We start from the raw sequence: 15,754 nt of genomic DNA, 5'->3' as shown, positions 1-15,754 counted from the left end.
TTGCTTTCTTTGGGCTCGTTATTCAGTCGTCAACCTGCAGCCATGCTGGGTTTGGATGTCAGTTCGTCAAGCGTCAAGCTGGTTGAGCTGGGTCAGGATCGGGCGGGAAAGTTGATTTTGGAGAACTGCGCGATCATTCCGCTGGAGCGGGGCTGGATCACGGATGGCAACATCGAAAAGTTCGACGAAGTGGCCGATGCGGTGCGTCGACTGGTCAAAAAGAGTGGCACCAAAACCAGAAATGTCGCCATGGCGCTGCCCCCGTCAGCGGTGATCACCAAAAAAATTGTGCTACCAGGGGGCTTGTCTGACCAAGAGCTGGAGCTTCAGGTTGAGACCGAGGCCAACCAGTACATCCCGTTTCCCTTGGATGAGGTCAGCTTGGACTTTTGTATTGTGGGTCCGAGTGCCAATTCTTCGGGGGATGTCGAGGTGCTGATTGCCGCTTCTCGGCGCGAAAAAGTGCAAGACATTCAAGGCTTGGCAGAGGCGGCAGGCTTGAAGCCCGTGATTGTGGATGTGGAGTCCTATGCTTCCCGGCTGGCGGCCAGTCGACTGATCGCCAACATGCCCAACCAAGGTGTTGGCAGCATCGTGGCCTTGTTTGAGGTCGGTGCCATGACCACCAGCATGCAGGTCATTCGCAATGATGAAGTACTGTATGACCGCGATCAGGCTTTTGGTGGTGCGCAGCTCACCCAGATGATCATTCGGCAGTACGGTTTTTCACTGGAAGAAGCTGAGAGCAAAAAGCGCACCGGTGAGTTGCCTGATGATTACAAGGCGTTGGTGTTGCAGCCGTTTCTCGAAAGTCTGGTGCAGGAAGTCAGCCGTGCGCTGCAGTTCTTTTTCACCAGCAGTCCGCACAACAAGGTGGACAGGGTGATGCTTGCTGGCGGGTCGGCGTCCCTGCCCGGGTTGACAGCGGCTGTCACCCAACAAACCGGGTTTGCCTGCAGTGTTGTGAATCCGTTTGAAGGTATGGAGATGTCGCCTTCGATTCGGCTCAACAAAATGGAGCGCGAGGCGCCGTCTTACCTCACCTCTTGTGGCTTGGCTTTGCGGAGATTTTTGCAGTGATACTGATCAATCTACTTCCCCACCGGGAAGCCGCTCGCAAACGCCGCAAGGATGTGTTCAATGTTGGATTGATGATGTCCGTCTTGGCAGGCGGATTGCTTGCGGGGTGTATTTATCTGTGGTTTCATGCACAAATCTCTGATCAGCAGGACAAGAACCAGATACTGAGTTCTGAAATTGCCCAGTTTGACCGGCAAATCAAAGACATTGCGGGTTTGGAGGCCGAGATTGCCGCTTTGCGTGCCCGCCAGCAGGCGGTGGAAGACTTGCAGGCGGATCGCAACATGCCGGTCCATTTGCTCACTGAGTTGGTCGGGCAGTTGCCTGAAGGTGTTTACATCACCAGCATGCGGCAGGAGGGGCAAAGTGTGGCTTTGCAGGGCGTGTCGCAGTCGAATGAACGTGTGTCCGAGTTGTTGCGTAACCTGAGCACCAAGTCTGCTTGGTTGAATCGCCCGGAGCTGATCGAAATTGTGGCCGGGTCTGTCAGCCTGACACCGCGTGACCAGCGTCGGGTTGCCAATTTCAAAATCAATGTGAAGCTGGTGCGGGCAGGCGAAGCGGGCAACGTTGTGCCGCCTGTGAGTGCTGCGGGCAAACTGGCTGCAGCTTCTTCCCCTTTGGCAAAGTGATGGCTTGAACTATGGCAAAGTCTCTTAACTTTTCTGTCGATTTCAAGCCTTGGCTGGACGCTGCTGCTGAACAGTTCCGCAACCTAGATAGCAAGGACCCATCCAACTGGCCCAACTTGCCTCGTCAAACCCTGTTTGCTGTGCTGGCGCTGGCGGTGGTTGTTTTTTTATGGTTTATTTGGTTGACCGACTCAAAGGATGAGCTGATCGCTGCACAGGAGCAGGAGGTCAAGTTGCGAGATGAGTACCAAGTCAAGTTGGCCAAAGCCGTGAACCTTGAGGCCCTCAAGAAGCAGCGTGAGCAGGTTCAGCAGTATGTGACGCAGTTGGAGAAGCAGCTGCCCAGCAAAGCGGAGATGGATGCCTTGTTATCGGACATCAACCAGGCGGGTATTGGCCGAAGTTTGCAGTTTGACTTGTTCCGGCCGGGCCAAGTCGTGGTGCGTGAATACTATGCAGAGCTGCCTATATCCGTGAGAGTGACAGGGCGCTACCACGATATTGGTTCATTTGCAGCCGATATTTCCAACCTGTCGCGGATTGTGACGCTCAACAACATGTCGATTGTGCCGGTCAAGGACAATGCCTTGGCGATGGAGGCTGTTGCCAAGACCTTTCGTTACCTGGATGCACAAGAGGTCAGCGCCCAGCGCAAAGCCACGGCTGGAGCCAAAAAATGAGCGCCCGTCGTTTGATTTTTTCGCTGTTGTTGCCTCTGACGGTGTTGAGTGCGTGTACCGGTGCGTCTGAGAACGAACTGCGTGAATGGATGGCGCAGCAAAAAAGCCAGACGTTTCCCAAAGTGGTTCCCTTGTCCGAACCCAAGCAGTTCAAGCCAGAAAATTACACCGAGACAACCGAGTTTGACCCCTTCAGTGCCAAGAAGCTGACCTTGGCGCTGAAGAAGGATTCAGCACAAGCCTCTTCCAACGCCGCTTTGCTTGAGCCGGAGTTGATGCGACGTAAAGAGCCACTTGAGGAGTTCCCTCTGGACACGATCGCCTTGGTGGGCAGCATGGTTCGCGACGGCAAACCCGTTGCGTTGGTAACTGTGGGCAAATTGTTGTATCAAGTCCGTGTAGGGGAGCATTTGGGACAGAACTATGGCCGCATAACAAAAATCGTTGAGACAGAAGTCACCCTGCGTGAAATTGTTCAGGACGCAGCGGGTGAGTGGATTGAACGCACTGCGTCATTGCAGCTGCAAGAGAGGTCAAAATGAAAACCCAACACCATTATTTATTTGGCCGGTTTGGCAGCCGGGTTTGGCTTGTCGCCAGCTTGTTGTTGGCCACGGCGACGGCGCAGGCCCAGATCGCCATTGAGGCTGTGACGGGTTCTATGCAAGGCGGCTCAGAAGTTGTCAAGATTGATTTGAGTGAAGCCCTGCCGACTGTACCAACCGGGTTTTCCATCCAGTCTCCCGCCAGAATTGCGCTTGATTTTCCGGGTGTGGTGAGTGCCATGGGGCGCTCTTCTGTGGACATCAACCAAGGCAATCTCAAATCCGTCAGCGTGGTTCAGGCAGGGGATCGCACCCGTGTGGTGTTGAATCTCAAACAATACACGGCTTACAAGACCCAAATTCAGGGCAAGTCCCTGTATGTGTCACTGGACGCAGTCGCGGATGTTGCCGCGGCCGAAGTGCCCAAGGTATTTGCGCAAACTGTGGTTCGCGACGCTTCGCCGTTGCGCGACCTGGATTTTCGTCGTGGGGCTGACGCATCCGGGCGCATCATTGTTTCCTTGCCCAATGACCAGGTGGGTGTCGACATCCGTCAACAGGGTCAGACGCTGGTGGTGGAGTTCATGAAAACCACCTTGCCGGAGGGGTTGCGTAGGCGTCTGGATGTGACTGATTTTGGTACACCGGTCAAAACCATCACCACCAGCCAAAGTGGTGACCGCGTGCGCATGGTGATTGAGCCCCAAGGCGACTGGGTGCACAGTGCCTACCAGAGCAACTCGGAGTTTGTCGTTGAGGTCAAGCCGGTCAAGGTGGATACTTCGAAGTTGACCCAAGGCCCGGGTTACAGTGGGCAAAAACTGTCGCTCAATTTCCAGAACATTGAAGTCCGCTCCTTGCTGCAGGTGATTGCAGACTTTACGAATTTCAACGTGATCACCTCTGACTCCGTCAATGGGGCTGTGACGCTGCGTTTGCAGGACGTGCCCTGGGATCAGGCGTTGGACATCATCCTGCAGGCCAAGGGCCTGGGCATGCGCAAGACCGGCAATGTGTTGTGGATTGCGCCCAAAGACGAAATCAATGCCAAGGAAAAGCTTGATCTGGAGTCGGCAGCCGCTGTGCAGAGCTTGGAGCCTCTGCGAACCCAGTCGTTTCAGATGAACTACACCAAGGCCGCAGAAGTGGCGGCTCAGTTAACCGCCACCGGTACTGGTGGTTCTGGTGCGTCGTCTCGCTTGCTCAGTGCACGCGGCAGTGTGATTGCGGAGGCTCGTACCAATCAGTTGTTTGTGACAGACATTCCTGCGAAGTTGGAGCAGGTTCAGCAGTTGATCGACAAACTGGATATCCCGGTGCGCCAAGTGATGATTGAGGCGCGCATTGTGGAAGCCTCGGACACCTTCAGCAAGTCGCTGGGTGTGCGTTTGGGTGGCGGCAGCAGCAGCTCAAATGCATCGATTGGCTCAAACTATACCAGTGGCCGGGCTGGCACAACTTCCGGCAGCTTTGTCAACTTCCCGGTGGCGGGGGGAGCCGCTGTGGCATTTTCGATTTTCAACTCGTCTGCCACCAAGTTCTTGAACCTTGAAATCTCTGCTCTGGAAGCGGACGGCAAGGGCAAGGTGATCTCCAGCCCGCGCCTTATCACGGCGGACCAGATCAAGGCCTTGATCGAGCAGGGCACCGAGTTCCCGTACCAAGTGGCCTCGTCCAGTGGCGCCACCTCGATTGCGTTTCGCAAGGCCAACCTGAAGCTGGAAGTCACGCCCCAGATCACACCAGAGGGGGGCATTATTCTCGCGCTGGATGTGACCAAGGACACCCGTGGTATCAGCACCGATGCCGGATATGCGATCGATACCAAACACATCCAGACCCAGGTGCTGGTGGAGAACGGCGGCACGGTGGTGGTGGGGGGCATCTTTACCGAAGACACCTCGAACACAATTGACAAGGTGCCGCTCCTGGGGGATTTGCCGGGCGTGGGGAACTTGTTCAAACGGACTGTGAACTCGACCGAAAAACGCGAAATGCTGGTCTTTATCACCCCGCGGGTGCTCAAGGACAAAGTCGCCCGTTAAGGGATCGTTGTAGAGGACGTCCCTTCAAATTGACCATCAGTCTCATCGGCCTGCCGGGCTCGGGTAAAACCACCGTTGGCCGTTTGCTTTCACGGCGCCTGCGGTTGCCGTTCCTCGACTCGGACACGGTGATTGAGCAGCAGTTGGGCTGCTCGATTCGTGAGTTCTTCGAGCGCGAGGGTGAGGCGCGGTTTCGCGACATCGAAGCCGACGTCATCGATACGTTGACGCAAGTGCCCGAGGGGGTGTTGTCCACGGGGGGCGGTGCGGTGCTTAGACCGGCGAACCGGGTCAATCTGCATTCGCGCACCAAGGTGGTCTACCTGAATTCTTCGCCAGACGACCTGTTTAGACGCTTGCGTCATGACAAAAATCGCCCGCTCCTGCAAGTAGCAGACCCTCTGGGACGGTTGCGTGATCTCTATAGCCAACGCCACCCTTTGTACAAGGAAACTGCCCATTTCCAGGTGGATACTGGGCGGCCCTCGGTGGCCAGCTTGGTCAACATGATCCTGATGCAACTCGAGCTCGACGGCAGCGTGGGTACGGTCTGAAACCCTCTAAACTCTGAGGCATGACAGCTTCAGATCTTCAAACCGTGGCCATTGAGCTGGCCGATCGCAGTTACCACATTGCTATCCGTGGCTCGCTCTTAGATAACCCCTTGAGTTACGCCCAGTTGCCCAAGTCGGCGGCCGCGCTGATTGTGACCAATACCACCGTGGGGCCACTGTACGCGCCGCAGTTGGAAAAGGCACTGGCCGCGCACTACGGCAAGGTGTTCACCGTGGTGTTGCCGGACGGTGAGGCCTTCAAGACCTGGGAGAGTTTGAACCTGATTTTTGATGCCTTGCTGAGGCACGGCTGCGACCGCAAAACCACACTGTTTGCCCTGGGGGGTGGCGTGGTGGGGGATATGACCGGTTTTGCCGCGGCCAGTTACATGCGCGGTGTGCCATTTGTGCAGGTACCCACCACGCTGCTGGCGCAGGTGGACTCGTCGGTGGGCGGCAAAACCGCGATCAACCACCCGCTGGGCAAGAACATGATTGGCGCGTTTTACCAGCCGCTCAAGGTGGTGTGTGATCTGGACACCCTCAAGAGCTTGCCGCAGCGTGAACTCAGCGCCGGTCTGGCCGAGGTCATCAAATACGGGCCGATTGCCGACATGGATTTCCTGGCCTGGCTGGAGGGTAACCTGGAGGCGGTGCTGGCGCGTGAGCCGGTGGCTTTGGCGCATATCGTCAAACGCAGTTGTGAGATCAAGGCCTGGGTGGTGGGGCAGGACGAACGCGAGTCTGGCCTGCGTGCCATCCTGAATTTTGGCCACACCTTTGGCCATGCCATCGAAGCCGGTCTGGGTTTTGGGGCCTGGTTACACGGTGAGGCGGTGGGCTGTGGCATGGTGATGGCCGCGCAGTTGTCGGCACGACTGGGTTTGGTGGACGCCTTTTTTGTTCACCGTCTCAGCACCTTGATAACCAAAGCCGGACTACCAGTCAGGGCGCCGCGACTGTCGGAGACCGACAACGCCGGGCGTTATCTGGAACTGATGCGTGTGGACAAGAAGTCGGAAGCTGGCGAGATCAAGTTTGTGTTGATCGACAAACCCGGCAGCGCCTGTGTGCGTAGTGCGCCGGACGCTGTGGTGCGCCAGGTGATTGATGCCTGTTGCGCGTGACAGTCCCTGAAACGATAGCAATGTGCCCTTTATTTACAAGGGCTAGAGCATGATTTCTCATACAAACATGGTGCTGGCACCGTACGCCTGTGACCCGGCCAAGTCACGTGGTCGGCGCTTTGCGCAGCCGCCCGCGCCCACGCGCACCGAGTACCAGCGTGACCGCGACCGCATTGTGCACAGCACCGCGTTTCGGCGGCTGGTCTACAAAACCCAGGTGTTCCTGAACCACGAAGGGGACCTGTTTCGCACCCGCTTGACGCATTCGCTGGAAGTGGCGCAGCTCGGGCGCTCGGTGGCGCGCACGCTGGGCCTCAACGAGGACCTGGTGGAAACCATTGCGCTGGTGCATGACGTCGGGCACACCCCGTTTGGCCACGCGGGGCAGGACGCGCTCAACGCCTGCATGGCCGAGTTTGGTGGTTTCGAGCACAACCTGCAAAGCCTGCGCATCGTCGACCTGCTTGAAGAGCGCTACCCTGAATTTGACGGGCTGAACCTCACGTTCGAGACCCGCGAAGGCATTCTCAAACACTGCTCGCGGCGGGATGCCGAAGTCCTGGAGCGCGCCGAGCCCGGCGGTGTGGGCCACCGTTTTCTGGTACACCAGCAGCCCAGCCTGGAAGCCCAGCTGTGCAACCTGGCCGACGAGATTGCCTACAACGCCCATGACATCGACGATGGTGTGCGCTCGGGCCTGATCACGCTGGAGCAGCTGCAGGCGCTGACGCTGTTTGAGCAATTCCGGCTGCAGGCGCTCAAAGAGCATCCCCAGCTGGGTCAGCGGCACCAGGGACGGCGCCTGTTGTACGAGTCGATCCGGCGCATGCTCAGCAGCCAGATTTATGACGTGATTGCCGCCACCCAGGCCGCGTTGGACGCAGCTCAACCTGCCGATGTGCAAGCCGTGCGGGCCTTGCCACCGCTGGTGCAATTTGGCCCGGAGATGCGCGCGCAATCCAAAGCCCTCAAGGCCTTTTTGTTGGAACAGCTGTACCGACATCCGCAGGTGGCCCACACCACCGGCCAGGCGCGGGTGGTGGTGACCGAGCTGTTTGCTGCTTACACCTGTTCGCCCGATGAGTTGCCCGAGTCGTACCAGCACCACATCCAACAAGCCCATCAGGCGGTAACCGATGTGTCGGCAGATGGCCCGCGCCTGACCGCGCGGGTGGTGGCCGACTACATCGCCGGCATGACCGACCGTTTTGCCCTGCGTGAGCATGAGCGCCTGACCGGAAAGCGGCTGCTGTCATGATGCCTGCCACTGCACAACCAGCGCGGCCGCGCAGCAGGCCGCAGTTTTTTGAGCGCCAGGTCGCAGCCAGCCTAAGCCTTCAGGAGAACACACATGTTGGATGACCAAACCGTGGTGGCCGATACCGTGGCCTGGCTGGAGCGCGCGGTGATTGGCCTGAACCTGTGCCCGTTTGCCAAGAGTGTGCATGTCAAGCGCCAGGTTCATTACGCCGTCAGCCACGCCACCACACCCGAGGCGTTGTTGGTGGATCTGATTCACGAGCTCAAACAGCTTCAAGCCCTGGATGCCAAAGAGCGAGATACTACGTTGTTGATAGCGCCAGAATGTTTGCAGGACTTTCTGGACTACAACGATTTCCTCGACCTGGCTGATCAGGCGCTGGTCGATCTGGATCTGGACGGGGTGTTGCAGATCGCCTCCCTGCACCCGCAGTACCAGTTTGCCGGCACCAAGCTGGACGACATCACCAACTTCACCAACCGATCACCTTACCCCAGCCTGCATTTGCTGCGCGAGGAAAGCATTGACCGCGCGGTGGCGGCTTTTCCCGACCCGCAGACGATTTTTGAGACCAATATGCAGACCATGGAGAACCTCGGTCTGGCAGGCTGGCAAGCCTTGCAGGTGGACGCCAGCCCGGCGTCAGCGGCGACGCAGGACGTGGCATCATCGCCGGATGACCTCCAAACACCCTGACACCCACCGCCCAAAGCCGGGCGATCGTCCTTCTGCGCGAGCCGCAGGCCGTTCTGGCGCGACGCCGCCCAGTCCCCATCCCCTGGCCGACGAACTGCGCCCGGGTCAGTCGATCGAGTTGCTTAAGGAGTTACACATCCTCACGCGCGAGGGCAAACTCAACCAGGACTCGCGGCGCAAACTTAAACAGGTCTACCACCTCTACCAGTTCATTGAAAAGCTGTTGCTGGAGCTGGCGCAGCAGGTGAGGGCGCCCAACCCAACGGACGACATCCGCGCTTACACCAGCCCCGCCGGGCTCACCCTGGCTGACCACGGCGCGGGCAAGTCCTACCTGGGCTTCATCCTGTACGACCTGTTTTTCAGGCAGCAAGGCCTGGGCCACATCTACGGCATCGAGACACGCGCCGAGCTGGTGGAGAAGTCGCAGGCGCTGGCCAGCCGCCTGGGTTTTGAGCGCATGTCCTTTTTGAACCTGACGGTGGCCGAGTCGACTGAGTCAAGCCGTTTGCCCGAGCGCATCGACGTGGTCACCGCTTTGCATGCCTGCGACAGCGCCACCGACGATGCCATCGCTTTTGGTCTGCAAAAACGGGCGCGGGTGATGGTGCTGGTGCCTTGCTGCCAGGCCGAGGTGGCGCGGGTGCTGAGCCAGCATAAGGCGCTGTCTTTGTCACGCACTCCGCTGGCCGAGTTGTGGCGCCACCCCTTGCACACACGCGAAATGGGCAGCCAGATCACCAATGTGCTGCGCTGCCTGTACCTGGAGGCCTGTGGTTACCAGGTCACGGTGACCGAACTGGTGGGCTGGGAGCACAGCATGAAAAACGAGCTGATCATCGCGCGTTACACCGGCGCCAGAAAACGCGCCAGCGCCGAACGGCTGCGCAGCCTGCTGGCCGAGTTTGGCCTGCTGTCCCTGCTTCATACACGCTTTACATCCTTGCCGGACAATGCCGTGCCGCCTTTGTTGGGCGAAGTGGTTTGAATGGGAAAGCGTTTTTTTGGAGAGAAGCATGAAAACACTCATGAAAATGGGTTTGTCCACCGCCTTGGTGCTGGCCCTGGGCGCCTGCGCCACCAGCAGCCCGGACGTGATCCAGCGCGGTGATGCCCAGCGCATGTCGCAAGTGCAAGATGGGGTGCTGTTGTCGATTCGCACTGTCACCGTGGATGGCAGCCAGAGCGGTATTGGTGCGGCCGTGGGTGGCGTCACCGGCGCGGTGGCGGGCGCCAGCCGGGGTGCTGGCGGCGGTGAGAGCCAAGTGATCGGCCTGCTGGTGGGCGTGGCTGGTGCCGTGGCCGGCAACACCATCGAACGTATGGCCACCCGTGAAGAAGCCAATGAACTGCTGATCCAGCTCAAAGGGGGTGAACGCCGCGCCATTGTGCAGGCCAAGGGCAGTGAAACCCTGGTGCCGGGTGACTCGGTGATCATTGTCACCACTGGCGGCAAGGTGCGTGTGACCAAGGCCCCCAAGTAAACGCGGGTCGGTTTTTGTCAGAGCCATGGCCCGACTGCCGCGCCTGACCCTGCCGGGCTGGCCACACCACATCATCCAGCGTGGCAACAACCGCCAGGCCATTTTTGCCAGCGCGGCGGATTACCGTTTCTGGCTGGACCTGCTGGCGCAACAGGCACCCCGTTATGAGGTGTTGATCCACGCCTATGTGCTGATGGACAACCACTTCCATCTGCTGGCCACCCCCAAGACCGCCGACGGTCTGCCCAAACTGATGCAGGCCGTGGGGCGCAGTTATGTGCGGTACTTCAACCAAAACCAGCAACGTAGCGGCACCTTGTGGGAAGGGCGTTACCGCTCAACCGTGATCCAGCCTGAGCGTTATCTGCTGGCCTGTATGGTCTACATGGACCTCAACCCGGTGCGCGCCGGTCTGGTGGCGCAGGCCCAGGACTACCCCTGGTCCAGCCATGGGCATTGCCTGGGGCAGCGGGTGGATCGGCTGATCACGCCGCACGCCTTGTTCTGGCAGCTGGGCAACACCCCGTTTGCCCGTGAATCCGCTTACGCCGAGTTGGTGCGCTCAGGCATCAACTCGGTGCAACAGGCGGCGCTGACTGAGTCCACCTTGGCCGGTTGGGCCCTGGGTGAGCCGGATTTTGTGGCTAATTTACAAAAACACACCGAGCGTCGTGTGGTCAAAAAAGCCGCCGGGCGACCCGTTTCCGCCCCCAAAATAATCATCAAATAGGGCTCTGGCCCTTAAATTAAAAGAGATTATTGCTATGTTTATTAATGTGTCCCTAATTTAATTTTCTGAAAGTAGGATAATTTGTAATTGGGATCTGACCCCTATTAATTGCTTTGGCATCCTTGTTGCAATGCGGTACAGTCAAGCCCTTTTCGATACTTTTAGGAGCGCGCCCCATGACGACGGCAGCCGAGATCCAGCATCTCCAGGACCATGGTTTGTATTCTTCCGCCCAGGAGCACGACGCCTGCGGTGTGGGTTTTGTGGCCCATATCAAAGGTGTCAAGTCACATGACATCGTCAAGAATGCGCTCAAGATCCTCGAAAACCTCGACCACCGGGGTGCGGTTGGTGCCGACAAACTCATGGGTGACGGTGCCGGTATCCTGATCCAGCTGCCCGATGCCCTGTACCGCGAAGAAATGGCGGCCCAAGGGGTGACCCTGCCGCCACCCGGTGAGTACGGTGTGGGCATGGTGTTTTTGCCCAAGGAACACGCCTCGCGTCTGGCCTGTGAGCAGGAGCTGGAACGTGCGGTCAAGGCCGAAGGTCAGGTCTTGCTCGGCTGGCGCGATGTGCCGGTCAACCGCGACATGCCGATGTCGCCCAATGTGCGCAAAAAAGAACCCATCCTGCGCCAGATCTTCATTGGCCGTGGCACCGATGTGATCGTGCAGGATGCGCTCGAGCGCAAGCTGTACGTGATCCGCAAGACCGCCAGCGCCCACATCCAGGCGCTCAAGCTCAAACACAGCAAAGAGTATTACGTGCCCAGCATGTCCAGCCGCACGGTCATCTACAAGGGCTTGCTGCTGGCCGATCAAGTGGGTACCTATTACCTGGACCTGCAGGACCCGCGCTGTGTCTCGGCCCTGGGTCTGGTGCACCAACGTTTCTCCACCAACACCTTCCCCGAGTGGCCGCTGGCCCACCCCTACCGCTATGTGGCGCACAACGGTGAAATCAACACCGTCAAGGGCAACTACAACTGGATGAAAGCCCGCGAAGGTGTGATGAGCTCACCGGTGCTCGGTGACGACCTCAAAAAGCTCTACCCGATCAGTTTTGCCAGCCAGAGCGACACCGCCACCTTCGATAACTGCCTGGAGTTGCTGACCATGGCCGGTTACCCGATCAGCCAGGCGGTGATGATGATGATTCCCGAACCGTGGGAACAAAACACCGGCATGGACGAGCGCCGCCGCGCCTTTTATGAGTACCACGCCGCCATGCTCGAGCCCTGGGATGGCCCGGCCAGCATCGTGTTCACCGATGGCCGCCAGATCGGTGCCACGCTGGACCGTAATGGCCTGCGCCCCTCGCGGTATTGCATCACCGACGACGACCTGGTGGTGATGGCCTCCGAGTCGGGTGTGTTGCCCTTCCCCGAGAACAAGATCGTGCGCAAATGGCGCCTGCAGCCCGGCAAGATGTTCATGATCGACCTGGAGCAGGGTCGTATGGTCGAGGACGAGGAACTCAAGTCCAGCCTGGCCAACAGCAAACCCTACAAACAGTGGATCCAGAACTTGCGCATCCGCCTGGGGGATGTCCCTGGTGGCAGCGAGCCGGCCAGTGCCTACGAGTCCGGCAGCACCTTGCTGGACCGCCAGCAGGCCTTTGGCTTCACGCAGGAAGACATCAAGTTCCTGATCGCCCCGATGGCCGCCAACGGCGAAGAAGCGATTGGCTCCATGGGCAACGACAGCCCGCTGGCCGTTCTGAGCGACAAGAACAAGCCGCTCTACAACTACTTCAAGCAGCTGTTTGCCCAAGTGACCAACCCGCCGATCGACCCGATCCGCGAAGCAATTGTGATGAGCCTGGTGTCCTTCATTGGTCCCAAGCCCAACCTGCTCGACATCAACCAGGTCAACCCGCCGCTGCGCCTGGAAGTCAGCCAGCCGGTGCTGGACTTTGCCGACATGGCCAAGCTGCGCGACATCGCCACACACACCCAAGGCAAGTTCCGCAGTTACACCCTGGACATCACCTACCCGCTGGCCTGGGGCCGTGAAGGGGTCGAGGCCAAGCTTGCATCGTTGTGTGCCGAAGCGGTGGACGCCATCAAGGGCGGCCACAACATCCTGATCATCAGTGACCGCGCCATGAACGCCACCCAGGTGGCGATTCCGGCGGTGCTGGCGCTCTCCGCGATCCACCAGCATCTGGTGCGTGAAGGTCTGCGCACCACTGCCGGTCTGGTCGTGGAGACTGGCTCGGCGCGTGAGGTCCACCACTTTGGTGTGCTGGCCGGTTACGGTGCCGAGGCGGTTCACCCCTACCTGGCCATGGAAACGCTGGCCAGCATCTGCAAAGACCTGCCGGGTGACCTGAGTGCGGACAAAGCCATCTACAACTACGTCAAGGCGGTGGGCAAGGGCCTGTCCAAGATCATGTCCAAGATGGGTGTCTCCACCTACATGAGCTACTGCGGCGCGCAGTTGTTTGAGGCCATCGGTCTGTCGACCGCCACGGTCGAGAAATACTTCACCGGCACACCGAGTCGGGTTGAAGGCATCAGCGTGTTCGAGATTGCCGAGGAAGCCATTCGCCGTCACAAGGAAGCGTTTGGTCCCGATCCGGTGCTGGCCACCCGGCTGGATGCCGGTGGTGAATACGCCTGGCGTGCCCGCGGTGAAGAACACATGTGGACGCCGGACGCGATTGCCAAGTTGCAACACAGCACCCGCGCCAACAACTGGAACACCTACAAGGAATACGCCCAGATCGTCAATGACCAGAGCAAGCGCCACATGACACTGCGTGGCCTGTTTGAGTTCAAGATCGACCCGGCCAAGGCCATTTCCGTCGATGAGGTCGAGTCCGCTGCAGAGATCGTCAAACGGTTTGCCACCGGCGCCATGTCGCTGGGCTCCATCTCCACCGAGGCCCATGCCACGCTGGCCGTGGCCATGAACCGCATTGGCGGCAAGAGCAACACCGGCGAAGGTGGTGAAGACCCCGCACGTTACCGCAACGAACTCAAAGGCATCCCGATCAAGAAGGGCGACAGCCTGAAGAGTGTGATTGGTGCCGATGTGGTCGAGGTCGACATGCCACTGCAAGACGGTGACTCGCTGCGTTCGCGCATCAAGCAGGTGGCGTCCGGGCGTTTTGGTGTCACCGCTGAATACCTCAGCAGCGCGGACCAGATCCAGATCAAGATGGCGCAGGGCGCCAAGCCGGGCGAGGGCGGTCAACTGCCAGGTGGCAAGGTGTCCGAGTACATCGGCAAACTGCGCTACTCGGTGCCCGGTGTCGGCCTGATTTCGCCGCCGCCGCACCATGACATTTACTCGATTGAAGATCTGGCACAGCTGATCCACGACCTGAAAAACGTGGCGCCGCACAGCTCCATCAGTGTCAAGCTGGTGTCCGAGATCGGTGTGGGCACCATCGCCGCCGGTGTGGCCAAGTGCAAGGCTGACCATGTGGTGATTGCCGGGCACGACGGTGGTACCGGTGCCTCGCCCTGGTCGTCCATCAAACACTGCGGCAGCCCCTGGGAAATCGGCCTGGCCGAGACCCAGCAAATCCTGGTGCTCAACCGCCTGCGCAGCCGCATCCGTGTGCAGACCGACGGTCAGATGAAAACCGGCCGTGATGTCGTCATTGGCGCCCTGCTGGGTGCCGACGAGTTTGGTTTTGCCACCGCGCCGCTGGTGGTCGAAGGCTGCATCATGATGCGCAAGTGCCACCTCAACACCTGCCCGGTGGGCGTGGCGACGCAAGATCCGGTACTGCGCCAGAAGTTCTCTGGCAAGCCCGAGCATGTGGTCAACTATTTCTTCTTCATCGCCGAAGAAGTGCGCCAGATCATGGCCCAGTTGGGTATCCGCAAGTTTGACGACATGATCGGCCGCGCCGACCTGCTCGACACCCGCTCCGGCATCGAGCACTGGAAGGCCAGTGGCCTGGATTTCAGCCGCCTGTTTGCGATGCCCAACGTCGCAGCCGATGTGCCAAAGTTCCACATCGAAAACCAGGAACACGGTCTGGAGAAGGCGCTCGACAACGTGCTGATCGCCAAATCCCGCCCAGCGATTGACAAGGGTGAGCGCGTCCAGTTCATCGAGGTGGCACGCAATGTGAACCGTTCCGTGGGCGCCATGCTCTCGGGCGCGGTGACCAAGGTGCACCCCGAAGGTCTGCCCGACGACACCATCCGTATCCAGTTGGAGGGCACCGGTGGCCAGTCCTTTGGTGCGTTCCTGGCAAAGGGCATCACCTTGTACCTGATTGGGGATGCCAACGACTACACCGGCAAGGGCCTCTCTGGCGGCCGTGTTGTGGTGCGCCCAAGCATCGACTTCCGCGGTGAATCCACCAAAAACACCATCGTTGGCAACACCGTGATGTTTGGTGCCACCAGTGGTGAGGCCTTCTTCAGCGGCGTCGCTGGCGAGCGTTTTGCGGTTCGCCTGTCTGGCGCCACGGCGGTGGTGGAGGGCACAGGTGACCACGGTTGTGAATACATGACTGGCGGTACCGTGGTGGTGTTGGGCAAGACCGGGCGCAACTTTGCCGCGGGCATGAGCGGCGGTATCGCCTACGTCTATGACGAAGACGGCCAGTTCGCCAAACGCTGCAACACCGCGATGGTGTCGCTGGAGAAGGTGCTCGGTGTGGACGAGCAAAAGCTCACCATCAATGAAAAACACTGGCACCGTGGTCTGGCCGATGAAACCCAGCTCAAGAAGCTGCTCGAAGAACACAACCGCTGGACCGGCAGCAAGCGCGCACGCGAGTTGCTCGACAACTGGGACGTCAGCCGCCAGAAGTTCGTCAAAGTGTTCCCGCTCGAATACAAACGCGCCCTGGGTGAGATTCATGCAAGAAAAGCGGCTTTAGCCCTTTCTGAGCTTGCGCATACAGCTACGAAAAAAGAAGCGTCCAAAGTCTGAAGCAGACCAACGT

13 protein-coding genes are annotated in these 15,754 nt (G+C 59.1%); all 13 read left to right on the top strand.

Going from position 1 to position 15,754, the window contains the following annotated elements; translation table 11 throughout:
• Positions 1-1,080, top strand: coding sequence for a pilus assembly protein PilM (locus RF819_RS06380; protein ID WP_078364204.1), 1,080 nt, complete (start codon positions 1-3; stop codon positions 1,078-1,080).
• Positions 1,077-1,712, top strand: a complete 636-nt coding sequence (locus RF819_RS06375; RefSeq protein ID WP_078364203.1) for a PilN domain-containing protein — start codon at positions 1,077-1,079, stop codon at positions 1,710-1,712. Before RF819_RS06380 ends, RF819_RS06375 begins: the two co-directional genes overlap by 4 nt.
• Before the next feature lie 11 nt (positions 1,713-1,723).
• A complete protein-coding gene (locus RF819_RS06370; protein WP_078364202.1) occupies positions 1,724-2,392 on the top strand; it encodes a type IV pilus inner membrane component PilO in 669 nt (222 codons plus the stop codon).
• Complete coding sequence (locus tag RF819_RS06365; protein ID WP_078364201.1) at positions 2,389-2,934, top strand: pilus assembly protein PilP; 546 nt, start codon at positions 2,389-2,391, stop codon at positions 2,932-2,934. The genes RF819_RS06370 and RF819_RS06365 overlap by 4 nt, the downstream gene beginning before the upstream one ends.
• Positions 2,931-4,982, top strand: a complete 2,052-nt coding sequence (locus RF819_RS06360; RefSeq protein ID WP_078364200.1) for a type IV pilus secretin PilQ — start codon at positions 2,931-2,933, stop codon at positions 4,980-4,982. The genes RF819_RS06365 and RF819_RS06360 overlap by 4 nt, the downstream gene beginning before the upstream one ends.
• A 29-nt stretch (positions 4,983-5,011) precedes the next feature.
• Positions 5,012-5,536, top strand: a complete 525-nt coding sequence (locus tag RF819_RS06355) for a shikimate kinase (protein ID WP_078364199.1) — start codon at positions 5,012-5,014, stop codon at positions 5,534-5,536.
• A 20-nt stretch (positions 5,537-5,556) separates the two neighbouring features.
• The gene (gene aroB / locus RF819_RS06350; RefSeq protein WP_078364198.1) at positions 5,557-6,663 is read left to right on the top strand and encodes a 3-dehydroquinate synthase; all 1,107 of its coding nucleotides are present in this window, start codon (positions 5,557-5,559) and stop codon (positions 6,661-6,663) included.
• Between the two features lie 49 nt (positions 6,664-6,712).
• Positions 6,713-7,921, top strand: coding sequence for a deoxyguanosinetriphosphate triphosphohydrolase (locus tag RF819_RS06345; RefSeq protein ID WP_242472912.1), 1,209 nt, complete (start codon positions 6,713-6,715; stop codon positions 7,919-7,921).
• A 93-nt stretch (positions 7,922-8,014) separates the two neighbouring features.
• On the top strand, positions 8,015-8,620 hold the full coding sequence (locus RF819_RS06340) for a DUF1415 domain-containing protein (protein ID WP_078364196.1): 606 nt from the start codon (positions 8,015-8,017) through the stop codon (positions 8,618-8,620).
• Positions 8,601-9,608 (top strand): class I SAM-dependent methyltransferase, encoded by a 1,008-nt coding sequence (locus tag RF819_RS06335; RefSeq protein ID WP_078364195.1) that lies wholly within the window; start codon positions 8,601-8,603, stop codon positions 9,606-9,608. The genes RF819_RS06340 and RF819_RS06335 overlap by 20 nt, the downstream gene beginning before the upstream one ends.
• Before the next feature lie 28 nt (positions 9,609-9,636).
• Entirely contained in the window at positions 9,637-10,104 is a 468-nt protein-coding gene (locus RF819_RS06330) for an outer membrane lipoprotein (RefSeq protein WP_242472910.1), read from the top strand.
• Positions 10,105-10,129: 25 nt separating this feature from the next.
• A complete protein-coding gene (locus RF819_RS06325) occupies positions 10,130-10,834 on the top strand; it encodes a transposase (protein WP_078364194.1) in 705 nt (234 codons plus the stop codon).
• A gap of 176 nt (positions 10,835-11,010) precedes the next feature.
• On the top strand, positions 11,011-15,741 hold the full coding sequence (locus tag RF819_RS06320; RefSeq protein ID WP_078364193.1) for a glutamate synthase-related protein: 4,731 nt from the start codon (positions 11,011-11,013) through the stop codon (positions 15,739-15,741).
• Positions 15,742-15,754: the final 13 nt, after the last annotated feature.

This window comes from Rhodoferax fermentans (assembly GCF_002017865.1).
Lineage (GTDB): Bacteria > Pseudomonadota > Gammaproteobacteria > Burkholderiales > Burkholderiaceae_C > Rhodoferax > Rhodoferax fermentans.
Note: the sequence above shows the minus strand (reverse complement) of the source record. Positions and strands in the feature narration are given on the sequence as shown.